The organism is Stenotrophomonas sp. STEN018, assembly GCF_056760235.1.
In genome coordinates, this window is record NZ_JBRREK010000013.1 from 1 (window position 1) to 19,206 (window position 19,206).

A 19,206-nucleotide genomic window follows, 5' to 3' on the forward strand; every position below is an offset into this window, starting at 1 on the left:
TTTGCTCCGCCCACCCCACCGCTGCGCGGTTTTAAACCCACCCCCCGTTCGTGCCCACCATGGGGGGCAATGGGTTTAACCTAAACACATTTTTTTCGGCGGGGCGCCCCCCGCGAAGCTGGTAAATGATCAGATCGCAGAAGTGCTCGACTGATCGTTGTCACCAGCTTCGCGGCTGATGCCGCTCCCACATTTGTTGGGTCACTGGTAAAGCCTCTGCCGAGCATGGCTCGGCACTACCAGAGGCTGTGCTTGATCAAAAAATCACCAGCGGCTGCAAAGGTCTGGTGTACAAGGCTTGTGCGGGCTTATCCACAGCTTGTGTAACCGTCAGGGCACAGCCTGTGTGGACAACATGACATTGCGGTTTCACCATTCGCCGGCCAGCAAGGCTTCTGCCAGAACCTTCAGCTTGGGCGATACCTGCCTTGACGGCGGATAGACCAGCGACAGGGCGCGGCTGCGTCCTTCATTGGCCTGCAGCACGCGCTGCAGGCGCCCATCGGCCAAGGCGTCGGCGACGGCGAAGTCCATCACCTGGACGATGCCGACGCCTGCCAGCGCGGCTTCCACCAGCGGGTCGCCGCTGTCGAACACCATCCGCGTCGGCGGGGTGAAGTCGTGCATCTGCCCATCCAGCGCCCGGAACTGCCAGTCGACCAAGCGCCCACTGCGCAGATTGCGCACCGCCAGGCAGGTATGTTCCTGCAGCGCTTCTACCGTTGCGGGCTGACCATGGTGGGCAAGGTATTCCGGGGCGGCGACCGTTACCCAACGCAAGGGCCGCAACGGGCGCGCCACCAGCCGTACGTCGCTGATCGGGCCGGTGCGCAGGGCGGCATCGAATCCTTCTTCGGCCAGATCGACCAGGCGGTCATTGAGCACCAGTTCGAACTGCAGTTGCGGATGCGCGGCGATCAGCTTTCCGGCCAAGGGCACCAGCACCTTGCGGCCGAACATCGACGGCGCGGTCAGCTTCAGCACGCCTGACGGCACGCAGGGGCGGTCACCCAACTGGCGCTGCGCATCTTCCAGTCCGCTCAGCAGCGGCTGGCAGTGCTCGACGAACTGGCGTCCATCCGGGGTCAGGCTGACGTTGCGGGTATTGCGATGGAGCAGGCGTACGCCCAGCGACTGTTCCAGACGGCTGATTGCCCGTGACAGGCCCGACTGGCTCAGTCCGAGTTGCCCTGCAGCTACGGTGAAGCTGCGGGCATCGGCAACCTGCACCAGCATGCGTACGGCGTTGAGGTCCATGGCGTCCATTGATGCAGATTCGCATTACAGATATGTGCATATCCTGATTTATCTGCACGGCCGCATCAATAAGACTGGGCGCCTCCGTGTTTCTGGATCCGTGCAATGCATGTTTCATCGTCACCACAGTTCTCCACGCCCCGGTTGGCGCTCGCGTTGCTGGCCACGGCACAGCTGATCATCGCCCTCGACGCGACCATCATCTTCGTCGCCCTGCATGACATGGGCCGCGCGCTGCAGATCAATGCGCAGCAACTGCAATGGGTGGTCAGCGCCTATACCGTGGCCTTTGGTGGCTGTCTGTTGCTGGGCGGACGCGCAGCCGACCTGCTGGGCAAGCGCCGCTTCTATCGGCTGGGAATGGCCTTGTTCGCGCTCGGGTCGCTGGTAGGCGGCTTCAGCAGCAGCGCAGGGCTGTTGGTGGCCGCGCGCGCAATGCAGGGCATTGGCGCGGCCTTGTTGTTCCCGGCAACGCTGGCCTTGATCAATACGCTGTATGCCGAAGGCGCGCCGCGCAATCGCGCGTTGGCGATCTGGAGTATGGCCAGCGCCGGTGGCCTGGCGTTGGGAACCCTGCTCGGCGGCGTGCTCACCCAGCAGTTCGGTTGGGCATCGGTATTGCTGGTGATCGTCCCCATTGCTGCTGCCTGTGCGGTGCTGGGCGGCTACTGGTTGCCGTTGGACGGCCCGCGTGCGCGTGGACGCTCGTTCGATCTGGCGGGCTGCTTCACGGCCACTGTTGGCGGCAGCCTGCTGGTCACCACCTTGGTACAGGGGCCGGAATGGGGCTGGGCAGCACCGATCACGCTGGCGTGCCTGCTGTTGTCATTGTTGTTGCTGGCGGGCTTCGTGCTGATTGAACAGCGCAGCGCTGATCCCTTGATGCATTTCGCCCTACTGCGGATACCGGGACTGCGCGCTGCGATGTGGTTGACCATGCTGTTCATGAGCAGCTTCGGCGTGCAGTACTACTTCCTGGCGCTGTACTACCAGGATGGTTACGGCTGGAGTCCGCTGCAGGCTGGCCTGGCATTCCTGCCACCGACCCTGCTGTGCACCGTCGGCATCCGCATTGCCGAACGCATGTTGGCGGCGCGCTCGCCGCGACAGGTGCTGGGCTGGGGATTGGCTGCTGGCGCCTTGGGTATTGCCGGTGTTGCGTTGGCATTGCCGCACGGCGCGGGCTACTGGCCGTTGTTGCCGGGCATCGTGCTGCTCAGCGTGGGCCAAGGCATGACCTGGACGGCGATGTGGATCGTCGCGGGGCAGGGCGTTCCCGCCGCGCAGCAAGGCGTGGCCTCCGGCATGGCGGCGACGACACAGCAGATCGGCGGTGCCTTGGGCCTGGCCGTGTTGGTAATGCTGGCCAACGCGACGCGCGCAACAGCCCCTGCCGACAGCGCGCAGGCGCTGCAAGGCCTGGTCAATGCGCAATATGGCGCTGCGTTGTTTGCCGCGCTGGGTGTGGTTGTTGCGTTGCGGCTGCGTTCGGCGTCGGTAGACTGCAGCTCTCCTGACTGCTTGCCCAGCGACGCATGATTGAACTATTGGATATCCGCCAGACCCTGGATAGCTTCGCCAGCTGCAATGACGACGATGAAGCATGGGCGCGCTACGGCTGGGTGCACGCCAGCGCTGGCGATGCATTGAATGCTTCGTTCTGGCTGCCAGCCTGCGAAGCGGAGGTATTCGATGACGATGAATTGCCGGCAGCGGCCCAGGCCTTGGGCCTATCCAGTTTCCTGGAGCCGGCGACCTTTGCCGATGTGCTCGATGTGCAGAAACGTCAGCGTCCGCTATCCACCTTGGAGGAGTACGCGGCGGCGCTGGATTACTACGCCGAGTACGACGCGTTCCTGCAGGTGCCAGGTATCGATGAAAATTTGGGTGAAGCCTCGGAGGCTGAGCAGGAAGCCGCGCGGGCGTTGGGTGTCGGGCTTGGTATTTACGCCAGTTTCGATGTGGTGTTGGCGCAATGCCCAGCGCAATGCGTGAAGGATGCGGCGCGGCAGGTGGCGGTGTTGTTGGCGATACCGATTGGCGAGGCGCTGGCGGCATGTCGTGAGCTGCCGTTGCGTATGGGTGAACAGCTGGACCGGAAGCGCTGTGCGGAAATTGTCGCTACCTTCGATGCCTTGGGTGTGCCGTTGCAGGTGCAGGGCTACAAACCTTTTCCATGGTCCGACGTGCCAACGCCGACGCTTGTTGTAGGAGCGGCGCTGGGTGGCCTCGGGCCATAAGCCGGGAAGCTGGCAATGCATGATGCGAAGTACTGCTGTTGCTGGAACCAGCATCAGCTTCGCGGCTTATGCGGCTCCCACAAGAGAAGCAACAGCCTGTAGTGCCGAGCCATGCTCGGCAGGGGCGTTACAAGCGCTACGTCCGAAACACCATCCGCCTCCCGGCCTACGCCGCTCCCACAAGAGAAGCAACAGTCTGTAGTGCCGAGCCATGCTCGGCAGGGGCGTTACAAGCGCTACGTCCGAAACTCCATCAGCTTCGCGGCTTCCGCCGCTCCTACAAAGCGGCGCAAGGTTTCTGCATGGCGAGCAGTGCAGGCTGCAAGCCGCGGAAAATCCGCTCCAGTCGCTCCGCCCAGGCCTGTTGGCCCGCGGCATCAGCAATCAGGTCCTGACGGATTTCCAGTTCCACATGCACCAGGCTACGGCCTTCGCCATGTACCGGTACTGCGTAGTCGCTGCTGCTGTTGACCGAGTACGGCTGGTTGTCGCCAACCACCAGATCGCCCTCCTCGCGCAACGCCAGCAGCAACGCATGCGCAAAGCGGGTGTCCTGGTGGTAGAGCACGCCGACATGCCAAGGACGCTGTGCGCCGTTCATTGCCGGGGTGAAGCTGTGCATCATCACCAGCAAGGTCGGCATGCCCGCATCGCGGCGGCGGTCCAGCTCGGCGTCGATCCGCGCGTGATAAGGCGCGTGGATCGCATCGATACGCTGTTGGCGTTGCTGCGGATCAAGACCGAGATTGCCGGGAACAGCGGTGCCATCGCTGACTTCAGGAATCAGCGTCGGCGACACCAGCGGTCGGTTGCAGTCGATCAGTAGTCGCGAATAGGTCTGCTCGATTGCCCAGGCGTCAAGACGTTCGGCCAGAGCGCGGGTGGTGCCGGCGATGCCGATATCCCAGCCGATGTGCCGGTCCAGTTCTGCCTGCGGCAGACCAAGGTCCTGCAGTGCCTGCGGCACGCGCTGGCCGGCATGGTCGGCAAGCAGCAGGAATGGTGAAGTACCGTGCGGGTTGTGCACCGTGAATACCGCCGGATCATCGGCGCCGAGCAACGGCGCAATGCTGTGCAAGCCTGAATCAGCCACGCGGGCGCCCATCCAGATGGTGTTCGATCATCCACAGGCCGGCCCACAGCTTCGCATCCAGCTCGTAGCCTTCGCCCATCTTCTCCACCAGCCAGGCAGCAGCGCGCTCGCGCGGGATACTGTGCACGGTGATGTCTTCGCTGGCATCGCCGCCGCCGTCGCCGACCTTGCGCAGGCCGGTAGCACGGACGAAGGCGATCTTCTCGCTGCTGGCGCCGGAGGAGGTTGGGCCGATCATCAGTACTTCGGCATGATCGGCGGTCCAGCCGGTCTCTTCTTCCAGCTCGCGTATGGCTGAAACTTCGATGGATTCACCGGCATCGATGTCGCCGACCAAGCCGGCCGGCATTTCGATGGTGCGCGCCTGCAACGGCACGCGGAACTGTTCGACGAACAGCACTTCATCATCCGGGGTGACGGCGATGATGATCGCGGCCAAGCCACCGGCGTGGGTGCGCTCGCTGTACTCCCAGCTGCCGCGCACCAGCATGCGCTGGTATTTACCTTCATAGACGACGCGTGGTTCGGCGGTGTTCTGGCTCATGCGAACTCGTTGGCAGGAGTGGAAGGGGATTGCAGGCCGGCCGCAGTCATCAGCCGACGGCGGGTCATCGGGCCAAAGCGCAGCGCCTCGCACAGCCCGCCAAGCATGTCGCCGTCGCCATTGGCGCGCACGAAGCAGCCGGCGGCATTGTGCAGCGGGGCGTTCAAGGCAATCGTGGTCAGTTGGCGGAACAGCAACGCCTGTTCGCGCTGCTCACGTAGCCGCACCGCCATGGTGGCAGCGCCGCGCAGGCGCAGGAACGGTACTTCGTCGATGCGCTCAAGCAGGGTGTCCATGCTGCCGAAATGGGCCAGCAGCACCGCTGCGGACTTGGCGCCAATGCCGGATACACCGGGGATGTTGTCGACCGCATCGCCACACAGGGCCAGATAGTCGGCCACCTGATGCGCATGCACACCTTGTCGTGCCTTCACCCCGTCCGCGCCCCAGCGTACGTTGCGGGCGTAGTCCCACTGCTCGTCGTGTTCCAGCAGCAGCTGCGACAAGTCCTTGTCGGCTGAGACGATGACGCCGCGCAAGCGGCCACGGCTGGCATGCAGGGCACTGCCGATCAGGTCGTCGGCCTCGTATTCGCGGTCAGCCAGCACTTCCAGCCCCAGCGCGGCGCACAGCGCCTTGCAATGGGCGAACTGGCGGCGCAGTTCATCCGGGGCCGGGTCGCGGTTGCCCTTGTAGGCGGGGTAGAGCGCGTGACGGAAGCAGCTGTCCAGCGCTTCGTCGAAGGCCACGGCGATATGCTGCGGGCGCTCGCGCTCCAGCAGGTCGAGCAGGAAGCGGGCAAAACCGTGAACTGCGTTCACCGGCCAACCCTGCGCATCCTGGAACTCGTTGGGGATCGAGTGCCAGGCGCGGAATACATACAGGCTGGCGTCAACCAGATAGAGCGGCTTTAGTGGCGCGTTGGCAACGCTCACGGCTGCCAGTCCTGCAGCAGCGCTGCCGGATCGGGCCGCTCGCGGTCAGGGACGGCAATCTTCGGCGTGCCGATATGGATGAAGCCGACGATCTGCTCGTTGCTGGTCAAGCCCAGGTGGCGGGCGACTTCCGGGTCGCTGGTCATCCAGGCGGTCAGCCACTGCGCGCCGAAGCCAACGCCCTGTGCGGCCTGCAGCAGCGCAAAGCAGACGCAGCCAGCGGTGAGCAGCTGTTCTTGCGCGGGCACCTTCGGGTTGTCCTGCAGGCGCGCGATCACGGTGATGATCAGCGGTGCATGGGAGAAGCGCTGGCGGTCCTTCTCGACTGCGGCTTCGGCCGCATGCGGGTCGCGCTGGCGGCTGCGTTGGGCCAGAAATTCACCCAGCGCATGGCGGGCCTCGCCCTGCAGGCGCAGGAAGCGGAACGGCACCATCTTGCCGTGGTCCGGCACGCGCACCGCAGATTGCAGCATGCGCAGCTGCGTGGCGTGGTCCGGCGCTGGCTCGCCCAGTTGCAGGGAGGGCACCGAATGGCGCTGATCCAGCGCTTGCAGGAAGCAGTTGTCGGACATGGGTCACAGGGGCTGAGGCGGCTACTGATTATAGACGCCGCCCATGTACCGGCCCCTTCGCGCAGGCCGGGGTCAGTTTTGTGCGCTGTGTTGCCTGCCCTGAACAAGCCGTGGGTCGCTAATAAGCGCTGACACGCTTAGCATTGCTGGTATTGCGGTGAAGAGATCATGAGGTGGGAAATGCGCACTGCATCACTTACCCTGTTCATCTTCTCCGCCTACCATGCGCGTGCGGATTCAGGGGCCGCGTCTGCATTTCCTAAACCGTTTACCAGAAGATCAGCGCCTGTAAGGGTGTGGAGCCTTTGCGCATGATGTCCAGCCCGCATCCCGCCGGTCAGCCCGGTCGTAACCAGAACCTGCTTGGCGTGGCCCGCGAGGCCGCCTTGCCTGTGCTGTCGCAGGCCTTTGCCAAGGTGTTGGCGGGGTTTGACGACGCCTTGTTCGATCGCGCCGAGACGGCTGGTCCCTCGCAGCTGGCGTTTCTGGACGGCATGCGCGAGCTGCGCCGCCGCCGTGATGAAATCTCCCGTCGGTTTGACTCGCACCTGCAGCAGGCTTGGGCCGCGCTGGATGCGGGCACTCCGCAGTCGGCTGAAGCCGTGCTGGCCGGACAGAGCGACGGCGGTCTGAGCCTGGTTCCTGAACACATTCTTGAGTCACGCCTGGCCGTGCGCAATTTTGCGACCGTGCTGCTGCGCGACTGGAAGCAGGTATTGCTGCGCATCGATCACCGTCTGGCCTGGGTGGCCGGGGTGCCGGCGCTGGATGCTGATACCAACCCGATCGGCCCCGAGCATATCGGCGTTGCCGTGCACGAGGCGTTCTATACCTGTGACCTGGCCGCTGAAGTGCGGCTGGTGTTGTTCAAGCTGTGCGAGCGTGAGTTTGCGGCCGGTATCGGCAAACTGTACGAGGCGGTGGACGAGCGTCTGGCCCAGGCCGGTGCCGCACCGGAGATCGCTACGCCGCGTCGACCAAGCCCGCAACGGCCCTCGGCCGAGCAGATGGCGCAGGCCGCGCAGGAAGACGAGGACGGATTTGATCCTGGCCACGCGCCGATGTGGGCGCGGCGCTTTTCCGAGCGCTGGACCCAGCGCCGCGGCAGCATGGCCGGTCAGGCTGCTGCTCAGGCAGCGGCAGGTTTTGATGCCGAACAGGCCTACGGCAATCCACAGAACATGGTGCTGGAAGCACTGCACGAGCTGCTGGCGCAGAGCCGGCAGACCCGTGAGGGCGCGTCGGCGTCTTCAGCGGAAGCAGGGCAGGCCGGCGCTGGCCATCAGCGTTCCTTGAACCAGCGCGAGATGATGTCGGTGTTGTCGCTGCTGCAGGCCACGCCCAGCGCAACTCTGCGCGCGGCAGTGGGCGAGGATGGCGAATCACTGGCGCAGCGGCTCAAGAGTGAAGTGCTGTCCGGTGCGACGCGGTTGGGTGTTGACCCGCAGCAGACGCATCTGGACCCGCAGGACGAGGATGCGATCGATCTGGTCGGCATGCTGTTCGATGTGATGCTGGACGAGCGTGATCTGGAAGGCCGCTCGCGTGAGCTGATCGGCCGGCTGGTGGTGCCCTTCGTCAAGGTCGCCATGCTCGACCGGCGCATGTTCGTGCAGAAGACCCACCCGGCGCGCAAGCTGCTCAATTCGCTGGCCGAGGCCTGCGAGGGCAACGCCGGCGAAAGCCAGGCCGAGCGCGCGCTGATGGGCAAGGTCGAAGAAATCATTGAAAGATTGACCGCCGAGTTCAACGAGAACCTGGCGATCTTCCTGACACTGGAAGAAGAATTCCGTGACTTCCTGGCCCAGCATCGGCGCCGGATTGAAATCACCGAGCGCCGCGCCGCCGAAACCCAGCGCGGCCAGGAAAAACTGGAAGTCGCGCGCAACCGCGCCACTGCCGAGCTGGACAAGCGCGTTGCTGATGCGACCCTGCCCAAGGCCATTGCCGACTTCCTGCGCCAGCCCTGGAACCACCATCTCACTCTCACCCTGCTGCGCGAAGGCGACGAAGGCGAGGGTGTGGCCGAGGCCTTGAAGCTGGCCGACGACGTGCTGGAAGAAGTCACCGAGGCGCGCCGTCATATCGTTGGCAAGCCGTGGTTGCAGTCCAGCCAGCCTGGCCTGCGCAAGGTGTTTGCCAGTGTCGGCCTGCATGGCGATGGCGGCACCACCGCGATCGACGCGCTGCATGACACCTTGCAGTCGATTGCTGAGCTGCGTCCGGAACTGGAACGCGCGCTGCCGGAACTGCCGCAGGTAGCCCTGCCGACCCCGCCCGCGCCGGAAACACCCGCCATCGAGTTTGGTAGCGCGACCAAGGCCGAAGATTTCGATGACACCGATGCCGAGCGTTTCCGCAGGATGGAGATCGGCACCTGGCTGGATTTCATCGACAAGGACGGCAAGATGCAGGCCGGCAAGTTGTCGTGGGTGAGCCCGATCTCCTCGCGGCTGCTGTTCGTCAACCGTCGCGGCATCCGCTTCTGTGTGGCCTCGCCGGAGGAGCTGGCGGTGATGGTGCGACTGGAACGGCTGCGTCCGCACGTGGATGACGGCGCCTTCGACAGCGCCATGCAAGGCGTGATCGACCGCCTTGAGCCGCAGGGCGCAGCGCACTGATTGCAGACCGGCAGGCCAGGGCCTGCCGCACAGGGCACCGGCTTTGCTACGATCCGGCGGTTGATCCGCTGCGCATCGAGGACTGGAATGGCCGTAGATGTCTTGATATTGAAGGAAACCGCTGAAGGCGAGCGACGCGTCGCCGCCACGCCGGAAACGGTGAAGAAGCTTGTTGCAGCCGGCGCGCAGGTACACCTGCAGGCCGGCGCAGGTACGGCCGCGGGCTTCCCCGATCAGGCCTATGTGGATGCAGGTGCACAGTTGGGTGACGCGCTGGAAAGTGCGGATCTGCTGTTGTGCGTGCAGGCGCCGTCCTTGCCCACCATTGCCCGCCTGAAGACGGGTGCGGTGTTGGTGGGCGGTGTGCAGCCTGAAGCCGACCCCGCGCGCGCGGCTGCGCTGCAGGCGCGGCAGCTGCAAACCTTCCCGTTGGAACGATTGCCGCGTACCACCCGTGCGCAGGCGATGGACGTACTCAGCTCACAGGCCGGCATGGCCGGTTACAAGGCGACTTTGATCGCCGCGCAACTGGCACCGCGCTTCTTCCCGATGCTGACCACCGCTGCCGGCACCATCCGCCCGTCCAAGGTGTTGATCGTGGGTGCCGGTGTAGCTGGCCTGCAGGCAGTTGCCACCGCCAAGCGGCTGGGTGCAGCGGTTGAAGGTTTCGATGTGCGTCCGGAAACCCGCGAGCAGATTGAATCGCTGGGCGGCAAGTTTCTGGATCTGGGCGTCAGCGCGGCAGGCGAGGGCGGTTACGCCAGGCAGCTGACTGACGAGGAACGTGCTGAACAGCAACGTCGCCTGGCGGAGCATCTGAAAGGCGTGGATGTAGTGGTCTGCACGGCCGCTGTGCCGGGGCGTCCGGCACCGAAGATCGTTACGTCGGCGATGGTGGCGGGTATGCGCACGGGCAGCGTGATCGTCGATCTGGCGGCTGAGACCGGCGGTAACTGCGAAGCTACCCAGCCGGGTCAAACCGTCGAGGTTGGCGGGGTGACGGTTGCTGGTCCACTCAACCTGGCCAGCATGGGCGCGGTACACGCCAGCGAGATGTTTTCGCGCAACGTCTACAACTTCGTGGCCTTGTTCCTGAAGGACGGCAAGTTGTCGTTCGACTGGAACGATGAGCTGCTGGCCAAGACGGTGTGGCCGCAACGCCCAGCCGGTGGCGAGATCCCGCCGGTCTGACCGGCCTGACCGACCCGGGTAGAGCCGAGCCATGCTCGGCTGAAGCCTCGCCGATAGACCTTGTGGGAGCGGCGTAAGCCGCGAAGCAGGTCATCCATCGGGATGCAGGCTTGTCTGTAGTTTAATTGACGTCAGCTTCGCGGCTTACGCCGCCCCTACAGCACTGATGCAACGCGGGTGAAGTCCATGCCGAGCATCGCTCGGCACTACGCTCCCTCCCTTGCGCCGAAGGCGTAGGGGAGGGAGCGGCTTTTGAGCCATAGGTCGCCCTACTGCGTCAGGGCGCGGTGCAGTTCTTGGAAGTAGGGCATCCCTGACCACAGGTTTACATCGCCGATAACATATAGGCGGTGCTGGGCCCGTGTGACCGCCACGTTGAGCAGATTGGGCTTGGCCGAGGCCCAATTGCGCGCGCCAACGTTCTCTGGCCCAGTGCCAAGCACCAGGATGACGATCGGTGCTTCTTTGCCTTGAAAGGTGTGCACTGTGCCAGCTTCCACGTGAGCGAAAGGCCGCACTGCTCTGGTCACGGCTTGCGCTACCTTGCGGAAAGGCGAGATGACGAAAGTCTTGTGAGGCAGCTGGCCACTCGCTGGTTGGAGTTGTTGCAGCAGGTCGACCACCGCATCCAACTCCTCTTTGCAGACCGGGTGCTCGATCTTGCTGGAGGTCACGTGTAGCCAGGTGCTTGGCCGCGGTAGCGGACTGAGCTGTGCCGTGGTAGGAGCGCCTTTCCGGTCAACCTTCCCCTGAACCATCTGATTGTCGTAGGCGATTGCATTGGCGACCGAGAACATGGGGTCTTCGCAGCGTCTGTGGGTACGCAGTGGCATCCCTGTCCAGACGCGACAGTCTGCATCGGCCACCTTCCCCACCCATGAGCCGAAAGTTGTCACACGGTCAGCGAGCGTCTGGGCGGATTCATGGGACGGAGACCAGATAGGGCTGACGTCGTGCAGGCGCCGGAGTTCCTCAATCAACAGTGGTGGAGACGTGACCACCGGTTCGATCTGCAGAGGGTCGCCCACCATGACAGTCCGCTTGGCACGGTAGATAGCCCCGGCGGCATGCTGCGGGTTGGCTTGGCCAGCTTCATCCAGCAGCACCATGCCGATGCTGTCGGCTCCCATGTCCTTGAAAAGGCGCGGAAAGCTGGCCAGCGTGGTCGAGACCACGGGGACAACGAAGAAGAACGAATCCCAGACGGCCGGCCGGTTCGAGGCTTCCAGCTTGTCGTCGGCGGTGCCTCTGAGCATTGCGCTGGCGATGCGCAGGTTGCCTTTGAACTTGGCGCCGTTAGCCAGAATCGTGTCACGGTGCAGGTCCATCGCCTGCAGGAACAGCCGGCCGCGCAGCAGGTCGATGGCTTGGCTTACCCCGGCGCTGGAGCGGTGCAGCTCTTCGTGGGATTGATCGAACAGTGCGGCGGTCGCGAAATTGGTAACTCCGTAAGCGCTCGCAGCCTCACGGGCAGGGGCGATCATGTCGATCTCCTGCTGGAGCTGGCGGATATTGTCGTTCAGATCCTGCAGATGCTTTCTGAGCGTGAGCAAATCCGCCTCAGCGCGGGCCTGCGCCTGTTTGGCTGTGTCAAGTTTCCCGGTAGTGTTGGCAATGGCCACTCTGGCGGGAAGCAGCAGCTGCTCTCTGGCGCGCAGTTTCGCAGTGACGATTCCCAGTTTGCTCAGCAGGGAGTCAAGCAGGTTCAGCTGCAGAGCCCCGTTCAATGCGGTCAAGGAGCTGACGAGGCGGTCAAGATCCTGTTCGTGCTCCTTGGTCGCGGCGGCAAGGTGATGCTGTTCCTGTGCCCGCGAACTCACGTTGACCAAGGCAGTGGCTGCCTCGGTGCGCTGCTGTCCGAGCATGTGCAGAACCGTGTCGGTTCGCCTGATGGCGGCCTCGGCCTTTGCCACCGCTACGGTCACATTGGTCAGATGCGCGTGGCTGGCCACGAAAGTCTGTTTCGTCTCTTCCCATGCTGCGTTGTTGGCGACGCCGCTGGTAATGGCCTCCTCCAGAGTTTGCGCCATGGTGCGTACAGGCGCGGCGTCGACGCGTTTGGCTGTTGACTCGTTGAAGAAGCCGCGGATGAAACTATCGCGGTTGCCAGAATTGCCCAAGGCGGCTGCAACGATGCCCCATGTAGGGACTGGTGCCTGCTCCCCATCGACTTCCTGCATCACCTTCTGAGATGCGAACACGCTGGCCGAGACTTCAGCGAAGTAGTTGGCGCCGGGGAAGCTAGCCGGATCGATTTTGGCCAGGGCGGGTAGCTCCTGGGTGATGTTTTTTACCGCGTTGTTGTTGCTGCTGGTCACCACAATACTCGACGCGCCCATTACCTGTGGGTTGATGGGCGAGAACCGTTTCCCCCCGATCTGTATGGCACGGGAGAAGACGTCGGCAGGCTTGGCCAGGGCTGCAATCCGAGCGGCGCGTTCGATCACAACGTTGGCGATTACGTCACACAGCAGAGTCGTCTTGCCGGTACCCGGCGGCCCGTTAACCCCGAGAAGTGCCCTGTGCATGTCTGGCCGGAGGATGGTAGCCACCGCGGCCTGTTGGGCGAGGGAAAGGTGATGTTCAGGATTGGAGGGCCAGCGGCCAAGTGGCATGTGCCTGGCAGACGTCAAGGCAGCCATTGCGTTGTGGTCGGCGAGTACATCAACGCGCTTGTTCAGGGGGGTAGGGCCGCCGAGGTAGGCCGTCAGACCAGCATCCAGTGGGGTGCCGCTGTTAGCTAGCCCAATCAGGCGCTGGAGGTCATCGAGGAAAAAGGAGTTCAGGAAGTCGATCGCCGCCTCCCTGGCCTTCTGTTGCTTCTGTATGGGAATGCGGGAGCTCTTCACCACGATCTCCCATTGGCTCCAATCGATCGGGGCTTCCGTTCCGGTGAGCTTGGTGACGAGGATCCGTACTTCCTCCAGCAGCAGCTGTCGCGTAAAGGGCGTGGGGTTGGAGGCGCTTTGCTCTGAAGCTGCTGCGGTGTGGGCAGAGACTGGCCCGGCCGCCACAGATTCTAGATCGGCACCGCCGGCAACTGCATCCTTGTGGACCCTGCCAGCGACACCGGCAGGCGCAGCGCAGCGCTCCGCAAAGTCCTGTCCTGCGCGCTTTAGGCGCAGCGGGAGAGTGCTGAGGCCGCCTAGCTCTCGTAGCGCTGCAAGCCCTTCTACGAAGGAGGCCACCAAGTAGCTGTCGGGCAAATGCACGCCGGCAGAATTGACGACGAATGCGCCCAGCCAGCCCTGCGTCGGCACGCGCCGTTCGGACTGCTCGTCATCAGGTGCATTGGGAATGACCTGACGCCGCACCTCTTCCTGCAGGTATTGGGTGAGCGTGGATCCAAGATAGATCGTGTGGAGCCAGGTCGTTGTTCGGGACGGTGCGTACTCAGGCCTCTCCCAAGGTAATTGAAGGGCTTCGCTGGAACAGCGCACGCGGCTGAGTGCCGTAGGAGCTTCAATATCCCGCTGTGTCGGCGTGGGCGGGATGCAGAACACCTCAACGTCGCGCCAAAAACTGAGGATGCTCGAGGGTGTATCGGAGTGCTTTGTCAACAGGTGTCTCGCTGCGGTAAAGGTGGCAGCAATCAAGGCATCACCGGGCTGGAGTGAATCGGGTAATGAGGCTGCGCACGGCGTTGCCAAGCTTAGTCCAAACGGGAAATGCACGCGCGGATTGACGTAGCTGCTGAAGCCTCTGCCGAGCATGGCTTGGCACTACGCTCCCTCCCTTACGCCGAAGGCGTGGGGGGAGGCTGACGTGGTAGCTCCGCTGCAGCGTTATACGTGGATCTTGTAGGAGCGGCGTAAGCCGCGAAGCCGGTCATCCATCGGGATGCAGGCTTGTCTGTAATTTGATTGACGTCAGCTTCGCGGCTTACGCCGCTCCCACAAGGGTGTGCTGGCATTGCTTGGAACGCTTCTGCCGAGCATGGCTCGGCACTACGGTGCAGGGTCAGTGCGGGGAGCGCGCTGCTGGCGGGTTGGCCTGTACCCATTGCCGGCGCTGTTCCGGGCTCATCTTGTTCCACTGATCGCGCAGTTGCTGGCGCTGGTCCTTGTCCATGCCGCGCATCTTGTCGAACAACGCCTGCGCGTCGCGGCGCTGGTCCGGCGACATGTTCTCGAAGCGGTGCATGCCGCGACGGGCCTGCTCGCGCTGTTCCGGAGTCATCTGTTGCCAGCTACGGGCGTGCTCATAACTGCGTTGGCGGCGCTCGGGTGAGGCATTCCAGCGGTCGCGCACTGGTGCGATCAATGTCTCGCGCTGGGCCGGGGTCAGTTGATCCCATTCGGGCAACTGCTGCTGGGCGACGGCAGGGGCGCTGGCACAGAGCAGCAACAGCGGCAGCAGCAGATAGGGCAGTAAGGTCTTCATCATCGTCATTCCATCGCCAGATTGTCGGAGCCCAGCCACAGGTACAGCTCCGGGCTTTCGTCGAACAGCAAGGTGTCGTCGCCAGCGTCGGCGTTCTGGTTGGCAATCAGGGGGGCAGCAGGCGGCTGCGCGCTGTGATTGAACTGCATTGCTATCGGCACGGCCAGCAGTGCCGAGCAGGCAGTAGCTAGCCACCAGCGATGGCGGCGCCATACCGATGGCGTACTCGCCATGTTGGCGTGCTGACGTGCCTGTCGCAGCCGCGCCAGGGTGGCCGGCGATAGCGCGGCATCGGCCTGTTGCTGCAGCTGCCGGGCCTGATGGTCGAATACTTCGGGATGTGTGGGCAGGCGGTTCACCGCGTGGCCTCCAGTTGTTTCTGCAATGCGTCGCGGGCACGCGACAGGTGGGTTTTTACCGAGCCTTCCGAACAGCCCATGGCCTTGGCGGTGGTGGCCACGTCCAGTTCCTGCAGTACGCGCAGGCTGAAGGCCTCGCGCTGGCGGGCCGGTAGCTGCCGCAGCGCCTGTACCAGCTGCGCGTAACTGCGCTGCTGTTCATGTGTCTGTGCAGGGCCGGGTGACTCATCGGCCCAGTCGATGGTGCTGTCCTGATCGTGATCTTCCTGCGCGGCCCAGAACTTCAGGCGGAAGCTGCGGCGGCGCTGCAGGTCGATGATGCGCCGGCGCAGGATGCTCCAGAACAGCGCTGTCCATTCCTCTGCTGGCCGCTGGCGGTAGCCCAGCATGCGCTCCATGGCGTCCTGTACCGCGTCCAGCGCATCGTCGCGCTGGCGCAGGCCGGCCTCGGCGAAACGGAACGCGCGCGGGCCTATGCCCGCCAGGAAGGCGTCCAGCGAGGCGGGTACAGCGGCAGGCGGCATCAGGGGCGGGCTGGTCACCAGCACAGGGTAGCGTCTCGGTTGTGGTCTCTGGGGCAGATAACGCACGGGCGCGCAAACGGTTGACAACGCAACGGTCGCGCCGGCTTCGGCCAGATGGTTATGATGCCGGACAGGCGCTTCCAGCCTCGGAGAGACCAAGCAATGAGCGACGGGTTCGTAGCGTTGTACATCTTCATGCTGGCAGCGATTGCCGGCCACGTGATCATCTCGCGGGTGCCGGTGATCCTGCACACACCGTTGATGTCCGGTTCCAACTTCATCCACGGCATCGTGCTGATCGGTGCGATGGTGGTACTCGGCCATGCCGATACCACGCTGGAGAAAGTGATCGGTTTCATCGCCGTGGCGCTGGGCGCAGGCAATGCAGCTGGCGGCTATGTGGTGACCGAGCGCATGCTGGACATGTTCAAGAGCTCGAAAAAGCCGGAAGGGAAGGGCAAGTGAGTTCCCCCACTGGTAGTGCCGACAGATCCTCGATCAGCGCCCGGCAGGTTTTCCAATGGCTCAGCTACCTTCAGTATCCAGCCTTGCTGGTGGCGTTCGCCTATGCGGCGCTGCCGCTGCTCAACGGCTTGGATGGCATGCTGGACGCCTACAACAACACGCTGTTGTATGCGGGTGTGGGCGTAGGTATGTCTTCGCTGCAGGATCCGACCAGGACCCAGAACAAAATGTCGAAAAAAGCATGGGAAGACCCGCGCAAGGGCGGCCTGTTGCTGGGGCTGATCTGTGTGCAGGCGCTGTTGCCTATCGTGCTGGGTTTGCTGGGCGCCGCGTTGGCACCGACCACGGCGCTGTCGCAGCTGTCGCTGGGCTTGGTGGCGTTCGGGCTGGGCATGATTGGTCTGCTGAAAACCGCCATTGAAATGCGCGAACACCATCGCCTCGACAAGCAGTCTCCTCGCCATACCGACACGGCTCTGGAGGCCGGTGCATGAGCATATCGATCCTGGTCAACACGAGTTATCTGGTCGCTGCCACGCTGTTCCTGCTCGGCCTGCAGCGCATGGCCTCGCCCAAGACCGCGCGCAGCGGCATCCAATGGGCCGGCGCGGGTATGTTGATCGCCACCGCGGCCACGTTCTTCCTGCCGGGGCTGCACAACATCGCGTTGATCGCGGTGGCCTTGGTGCTGGGCACCGGGCTGGCATGGGTGTCGGCCAAGAAAGTGGCCATCACCGACATGCCGCAGATGGTGGCACTGTACAACGGCATGGGCGGTGGTTCGGCCGCGGCTATTGGTGCGGTGGAGCTGCTGCGTTTCTCCGAGTTGGCCAGCCGTGACACCAGCCATTGGAGCGCACAGGCCATCGCCGATCTTTCGGCACGACTGCCGTCGAATACGGTGCTGGCGCTGGCGGTGATTGGTTCTGCGATCGGCGCGGTGTCGCTGTCCGGCTCGATCATTGCCTGGGCCAAACTCGACGGTCGCTTGGACAAGCGCGTTACCTTCCCAGGGCAGCAGGTCTTCAATCTGCTGGTTGCGCTGGCGATGGTGGTGTTGGGCGTGTGGGCTGCGGTAAGCCTGCAGCCGGTGGCGATCATCAGCTTCTTCGCAGTGGCGCTGGCGCTGGGTGTGTTGATGACGTTGCCGATTGGCGGCGCTGACATGCCGGTGGTGATCTCGCTGTACAACGCTTTCACCGGCCTGGCCGTGGCATTTGAAGGCTATGTGCTGGGCAATGAAGCCTTGATCATTGCCGGCATGATGGTTGGTGCGGCCGGCATCCTGCTGACCCGCTTGATGGCCAAGGCGATGAACCGGCCGATCAGCGGTGTGCTGTTCTCCAACTTCGGTGGTGGCGGCCAGGGCGCGGAAATCAGCGGTACGCAGAAGCCGATCGAGGCCGCCGATGTCGCAGCGATGATGGCCTTCGCCGAGCGTGTGGTGATCGTGCCCGGTTACGGCATGGCGGTAGCGCAGGCCCAGCACAAGATCTGGGAGCTGGCGCAGCGTTTGATCGAACGTGGGGTCAAGGTGAAGTTCGCGATTCACCCGGTGGCCGGGCGCATGCCCGGGCATATGAACGTGTTGTTGGCCGAAGCCGGCGTGCCCTACGACCTGATCGCCGATATGGACGATATCAATCCAGAGTTTGCCAACACCGATGTATCGCTGGTGATCGGCGCCAACGACGTGGTCAATCCGGTCGCCAAAACCGACCCGACCAGCCCGATCTACGGCATGCCTATCCTGGATGTGGTCAATTCAAAGAACACCATCGTCATCAAGCGCGGCAAGGGTACCGGTTTTGCCGGTATCGAAAACGCGCTGTTCTACGCTGACAACACCCGCATGTTGTACGGCGATGGTGCCGAAGCGGCCAGCGCCCTGGTCAGTGAGCTCAAGGCGCTGGACGGCGGGCATTGATGCCGCTGGGTGGTGGTCAGGAGGCTGCTGCCCATTGCTGCAGGGCAGGGGCGACTACAGTGTTGCGTGGAGGCAACAAGCTGGGGGCGGCCAACACACTATCCTGCACCTGCTGACCGCGCCTGGCGGCGGTAGTGGTGCAGCCAAAGGCGTGTTTGAACGCACGGCAGAACGCGCTTTCACTTTCAAAGCTCAATGACTCGGCTATCTCGCACACCGATAGATCGGTATTGCACACCAGATTCAAGGCGCGTTTGTTGCGAAGTCTTGCCGCGTACTCGCTGGGCGTTTCACCAAAGACGTCGCGATAGATGCGGATCAGATGGGTCGGCGAGTAGTTGGCCACGGCGGCCAGGCTGATCAGGTCCAGCCGGGTCTCGATGGTGCAGCGGATCAGGTGCTGCACGCGCAGCAGCCGCAGCAGGGTTTGATGGCGACGCAGTGCGGTGCGGCCGCTGCAGCGCTCTAGTTGGGTCTGCATCGGCTGCTGGCGCTCGATCAGCGCGTCACGGAGCAGTCCCAGTTTGTAGGCCGCGTCGTTGGCTGCAAGGGGATGCTTGAACCAGCGTGGCCGGCATAGATGCACTATCGTGCGTGCCAACTCGCTGTCGCAGGTGATTTCGCGAGGGATCAGGCAGTTGATGATGGATGCTGTGGACTTCGGCGGCTTTTGCCACAGGGCTGCAGGTGCGGCGATGCACAGCCACCAGCCATGCTCGCGGTTGGTGTGGCGCAGGCTGCCGTCCACCCAGAGCTGTAGCTGGCGCGCGTCCAACTGCCATGGCAGATCGCCATTGCTCAGCTCCAGTGTGCCGTCCAGTACCAGTGTGATGCTGACCCAGCCGGCAGGAATGCTCAGCCGTCCACCCTTGCCGCGGCCGCTGATGGCATGGATGCAGTCCGGGCGCTGCATGGATAGATCGAGTGACTGTGAACCGTGTATCAAATGATGTCTGATGCCCATCGCTTCTTCCCCTGAGTGTCTGCGAGAACGGACGGCGGGCGCAGCGTCGTGTTGTGCGACGTCTGCGTTGTTAACCGGAGTGACTCCGGTCGCCGTTTGAGCTTTTTGTGGAGCTCTGCTCATTTCAGACG

Annotated in this window: 17 protein-coding genes; 7 read left to right on the plus strand and 10 right to left on the minus strand. The window is 63.6% G+C overall.

Annotated features, from left to right (window positions below):
• Positions 1-369: 369 nt before the first annotated feature.
• A complete protein-coding gene (locus ACVOMB_RS07020; protein WP_481530583.1) occupies positions 370-1,257 on the minus strand; it encodes a LysR family transcriptional regulator in 888 nt (295 codons plus the stop codon).
• Between the two features lie 105 nt (positions 1,258-1,362).
• Between ACVOMB_RS07020 and ACVOMB_RS07025 the strand changes: the two genes are divergently transcribed.
• Both ACVOMB_RS07025 and ACVOMB_RS07030 read left to right on the plus strand, forming a co-directional pair.
• Complete coding sequence (locus ACVOMB_RS07025; protein ID WP_481530532.1) at positions 1,363-2,796, plus strand: MFS transporter; 1,434 nt, start codon at positions 1,363-1,365, stop codon at positions 2,794-2,796.
• Positions 2,793-3,497, plus strand: a complete 705-nt coding sequence (locus tag ACVOMB_RS07030; protein WP_481530533.1) for a DUF7716 domain-containing protein — start codon at positions 2,793-2,795, stop codon at positions 3,495-3,497. Before ACVOMB_RS07025 ends, ACVOMB_RS07030 begins: the two co-directional genes overlap by 4 nt.
• 277 nt (positions 3,498-3,774) lie before the next feature.
• On the opposite strand, the gene ACVOMB_RS07035 is transcribed toward ACVOMB_RS07030, so the two are convergent.
• The 4 genes from ACVOMB_RS07035 to ACVOMB_RS07050 are packed head-to-tail and all read right to left on the minus strand — an operon-like array spanning position 3,775 to position 6,641.
• Positions 3,775-4,590: an N-formylglutamate amidohydrolase gene (locus ACVOMB_RS07035; RefSeq protein ID WP_481530534.1), complete on the minus strand. Its 816-nt coding sequence runs from the start codon at positions 4,588-4,590 to the stop codon at positions 3,775-3,777.
• Positions 4,583-5,134, minus strand: a complete 552-nt coding sequence (locus tag ACVOMB_RS07040; RefSeq protein WP_481530535.1) for an NUDIX hydrolase — start codon at positions 5,132-5,134, stop codon at positions 4,583-4,585. The genes ACVOMB_RS07035 and ACVOMB_RS07040 overlap by 8 nt, the downstream gene beginning before the upstream one ends.
• Positions 5,131-6,078: a 5'-3' exonuclease gene (locus ACVOMB_RS07045; RefSeq protein WP_481530584.1), complete on the minus strand. Its 948-nt coding sequence runs from the start codon at positions 6,076-6,078 to the stop codon at positions 5,131-5,133. Before ACVOMB_RS07045 ends, ACVOMB_RS07040 begins: the two co-directional genes overlap by 4 nt.
• Positions 6,066-6,641: a nitroreductase family protein gene (locus ACVOMB_RS07050; protein ID WP_481530536.1), complete on the minus strand. Its 576-nt coding sequence runs from the start codon at positions 6,639-6,641 to the stop codon at positions 6,066-6,068. Before ACVOMB_RS07050 ends, ACVOMB_RS07045 begins: the two co-directional genes overlap by 13 nt.
• Before the next feature lie 311 nt (positions 6,642-6,952).
• Between ACVOMB_RS07050 and ACVOMB_RS07055 the strand changes: the two genes are divergently transcribed.
• Positions 6,953-9,262 (plus strand): DUF1631 domain-containing protein, encoded by a 2,310-nt coding sequence (locus ACVOMB_RS07055; protein WP_481530537.1) that lies wholly within the window; start codon positions 6,953-6,955, stop codon positions 9,260-9,262.
• An 87-nt stretch (positions 9,263-9,349) separates the two neighbouring features.
• A complete protein-coding gene (locus ACVOMB_RS07060) occupies positions 9,350-10,453 on the plus strand; it encodes an NAD(P) transhydrogenase subunit alpha (protein ID WP_481530538.1) in 1,104 nt (367 codons plus the stop codon).
• A gap of 269 nt (positions 10,454-10,722) precedes the next feature.
• On the opposite strand, the gene ACVOMB_RS07065 is transcribed toward ACVOMB_RS07060, so the two are convergent.
• The 4 genes from ACVOMB_RS07065 to ACVOMB_RS07080 form a co-directional block, all read right to left on the minus strand.
• The gene (locus tag ACVOMB_RS07065; protein WP_481530539.1) at positions 10,723-14,049 is read right to left on the minus strand and encodes a DEAD/DEAH box helicase; all 3,327 of its coding nucleotides are present in this window, start codon (positions 14,047-14,049) and stop codon (positions 10,723-10,725) included.
• 364 nt (positions 14,050-14,413) lie between these two features.
• Positions 14,414-14,836, minus strand: a complete 423-nt coding sequence (locus ACVOMB_RS07070) for a DUF3106 domain-containing protein (RefSeq protein WP_481530540.1) — start codon at positions 14,834-14,836, stop codon at positions 14,414-14,416.
• A gap of 5 nt (positions 14,837-14,841) precedes the next feature.
• Entirely contained in the window at positions 14,842-15,195 is a 354-nt protein-coding gene (locus tag ACVOMB_RS07075; RefSeq protein WP_481530541.1) for a hypothetical protein, read from the minus strand.
• On the minus strand, positions 15,192-15,743 hold the full coding sequence (locus tag ACVOMB_RS07080) for an RNA polymerase sigma factor (RefSeq protein ID WP_481530542.1): 552 nt from the start codon (positions 15,741-15,743) through the stop codon (positions 15,192-15,194). Before ACVOMB_RS07080 ends, ACVOMB_RS07075 begins: the two co-directional genes overlap by 4 nt.
• A 138-nt stretch (positions 15,744-15,881) precedes the next feature.
• Between ACVOMB_RS07080 and ACVOMB_RS07085 the strand changes: the two genes are divergently transcribed.
• Genes ACVOMB_RS07085 through ACVOMB_RS07095 form a run of 3 tightly spaced genes read left to right on the plus strand, consistent with a single transcriptional unit; the run spans position 15,882 to position 18,111 of the window.
• Positions 15,882-16,184 (plus strand): NAD(P) transhydrogenase subunit alpha part 2, encoded by a 303-nt coding sequence (locus ACVOMB_RS07085; RefSeq protein ID WP_481517501.1) that lies wholly within the window; start codon positions 15,882-15,884, stop codon positions 16,182-16,184.
• Positions 16,181-16,678, plus strand: coding sequence for a hypothetical protein (locus ACVOMB_RS07090; RefSeq protein ID WP_481530543.1), 498 nt, complete (start codon positions 16,181-16,183; stop codon positions 16,676-16,678). The genes ACVOMB_RS07085 and ACVOMB_RS07090 overlap by 4 nt, the downstream gene beginning before the upstream one ends.
• Positions 16,675-18,111: an NAD(P)(+) transhydrogenase (Re/Si-specific) subunit beta gene (locus tag ACVOMB_RS07095; RefSeq protein WP_481530544.1), complete on the plus strand. Its 1,437-nt coding sequence runs from the start codon at positions 16,675-16,677 to the stop codon at positions 18,109-18,111. The genes ACVOMB_RS07090 and ACVOMB_RS07095 overlap by 4 nt, the downstream gene beginning before the upstream one ends.
• A 16-nt stretch (positions 18,112-18,127) precedes the next feature.
• Here the strand turns inward: ACVOMB_RS07095 and ACVOMB_RS07100 are convergent, their stop codons facing one another.
• Positions 18,128-19,075 (minus strand): helix-turn-helix domain-containing protein, encoded by a 948-nt coding sequence (locus ACVOMB_RS07100; RefSeq protein ID WP_481530545.1) that lies wholly within the window; start codon positions 19,073-19,075, stop codon positions 18,128-18,130.
• Positions 19,076-19,206: the final 131 nt, after the last annotated feature.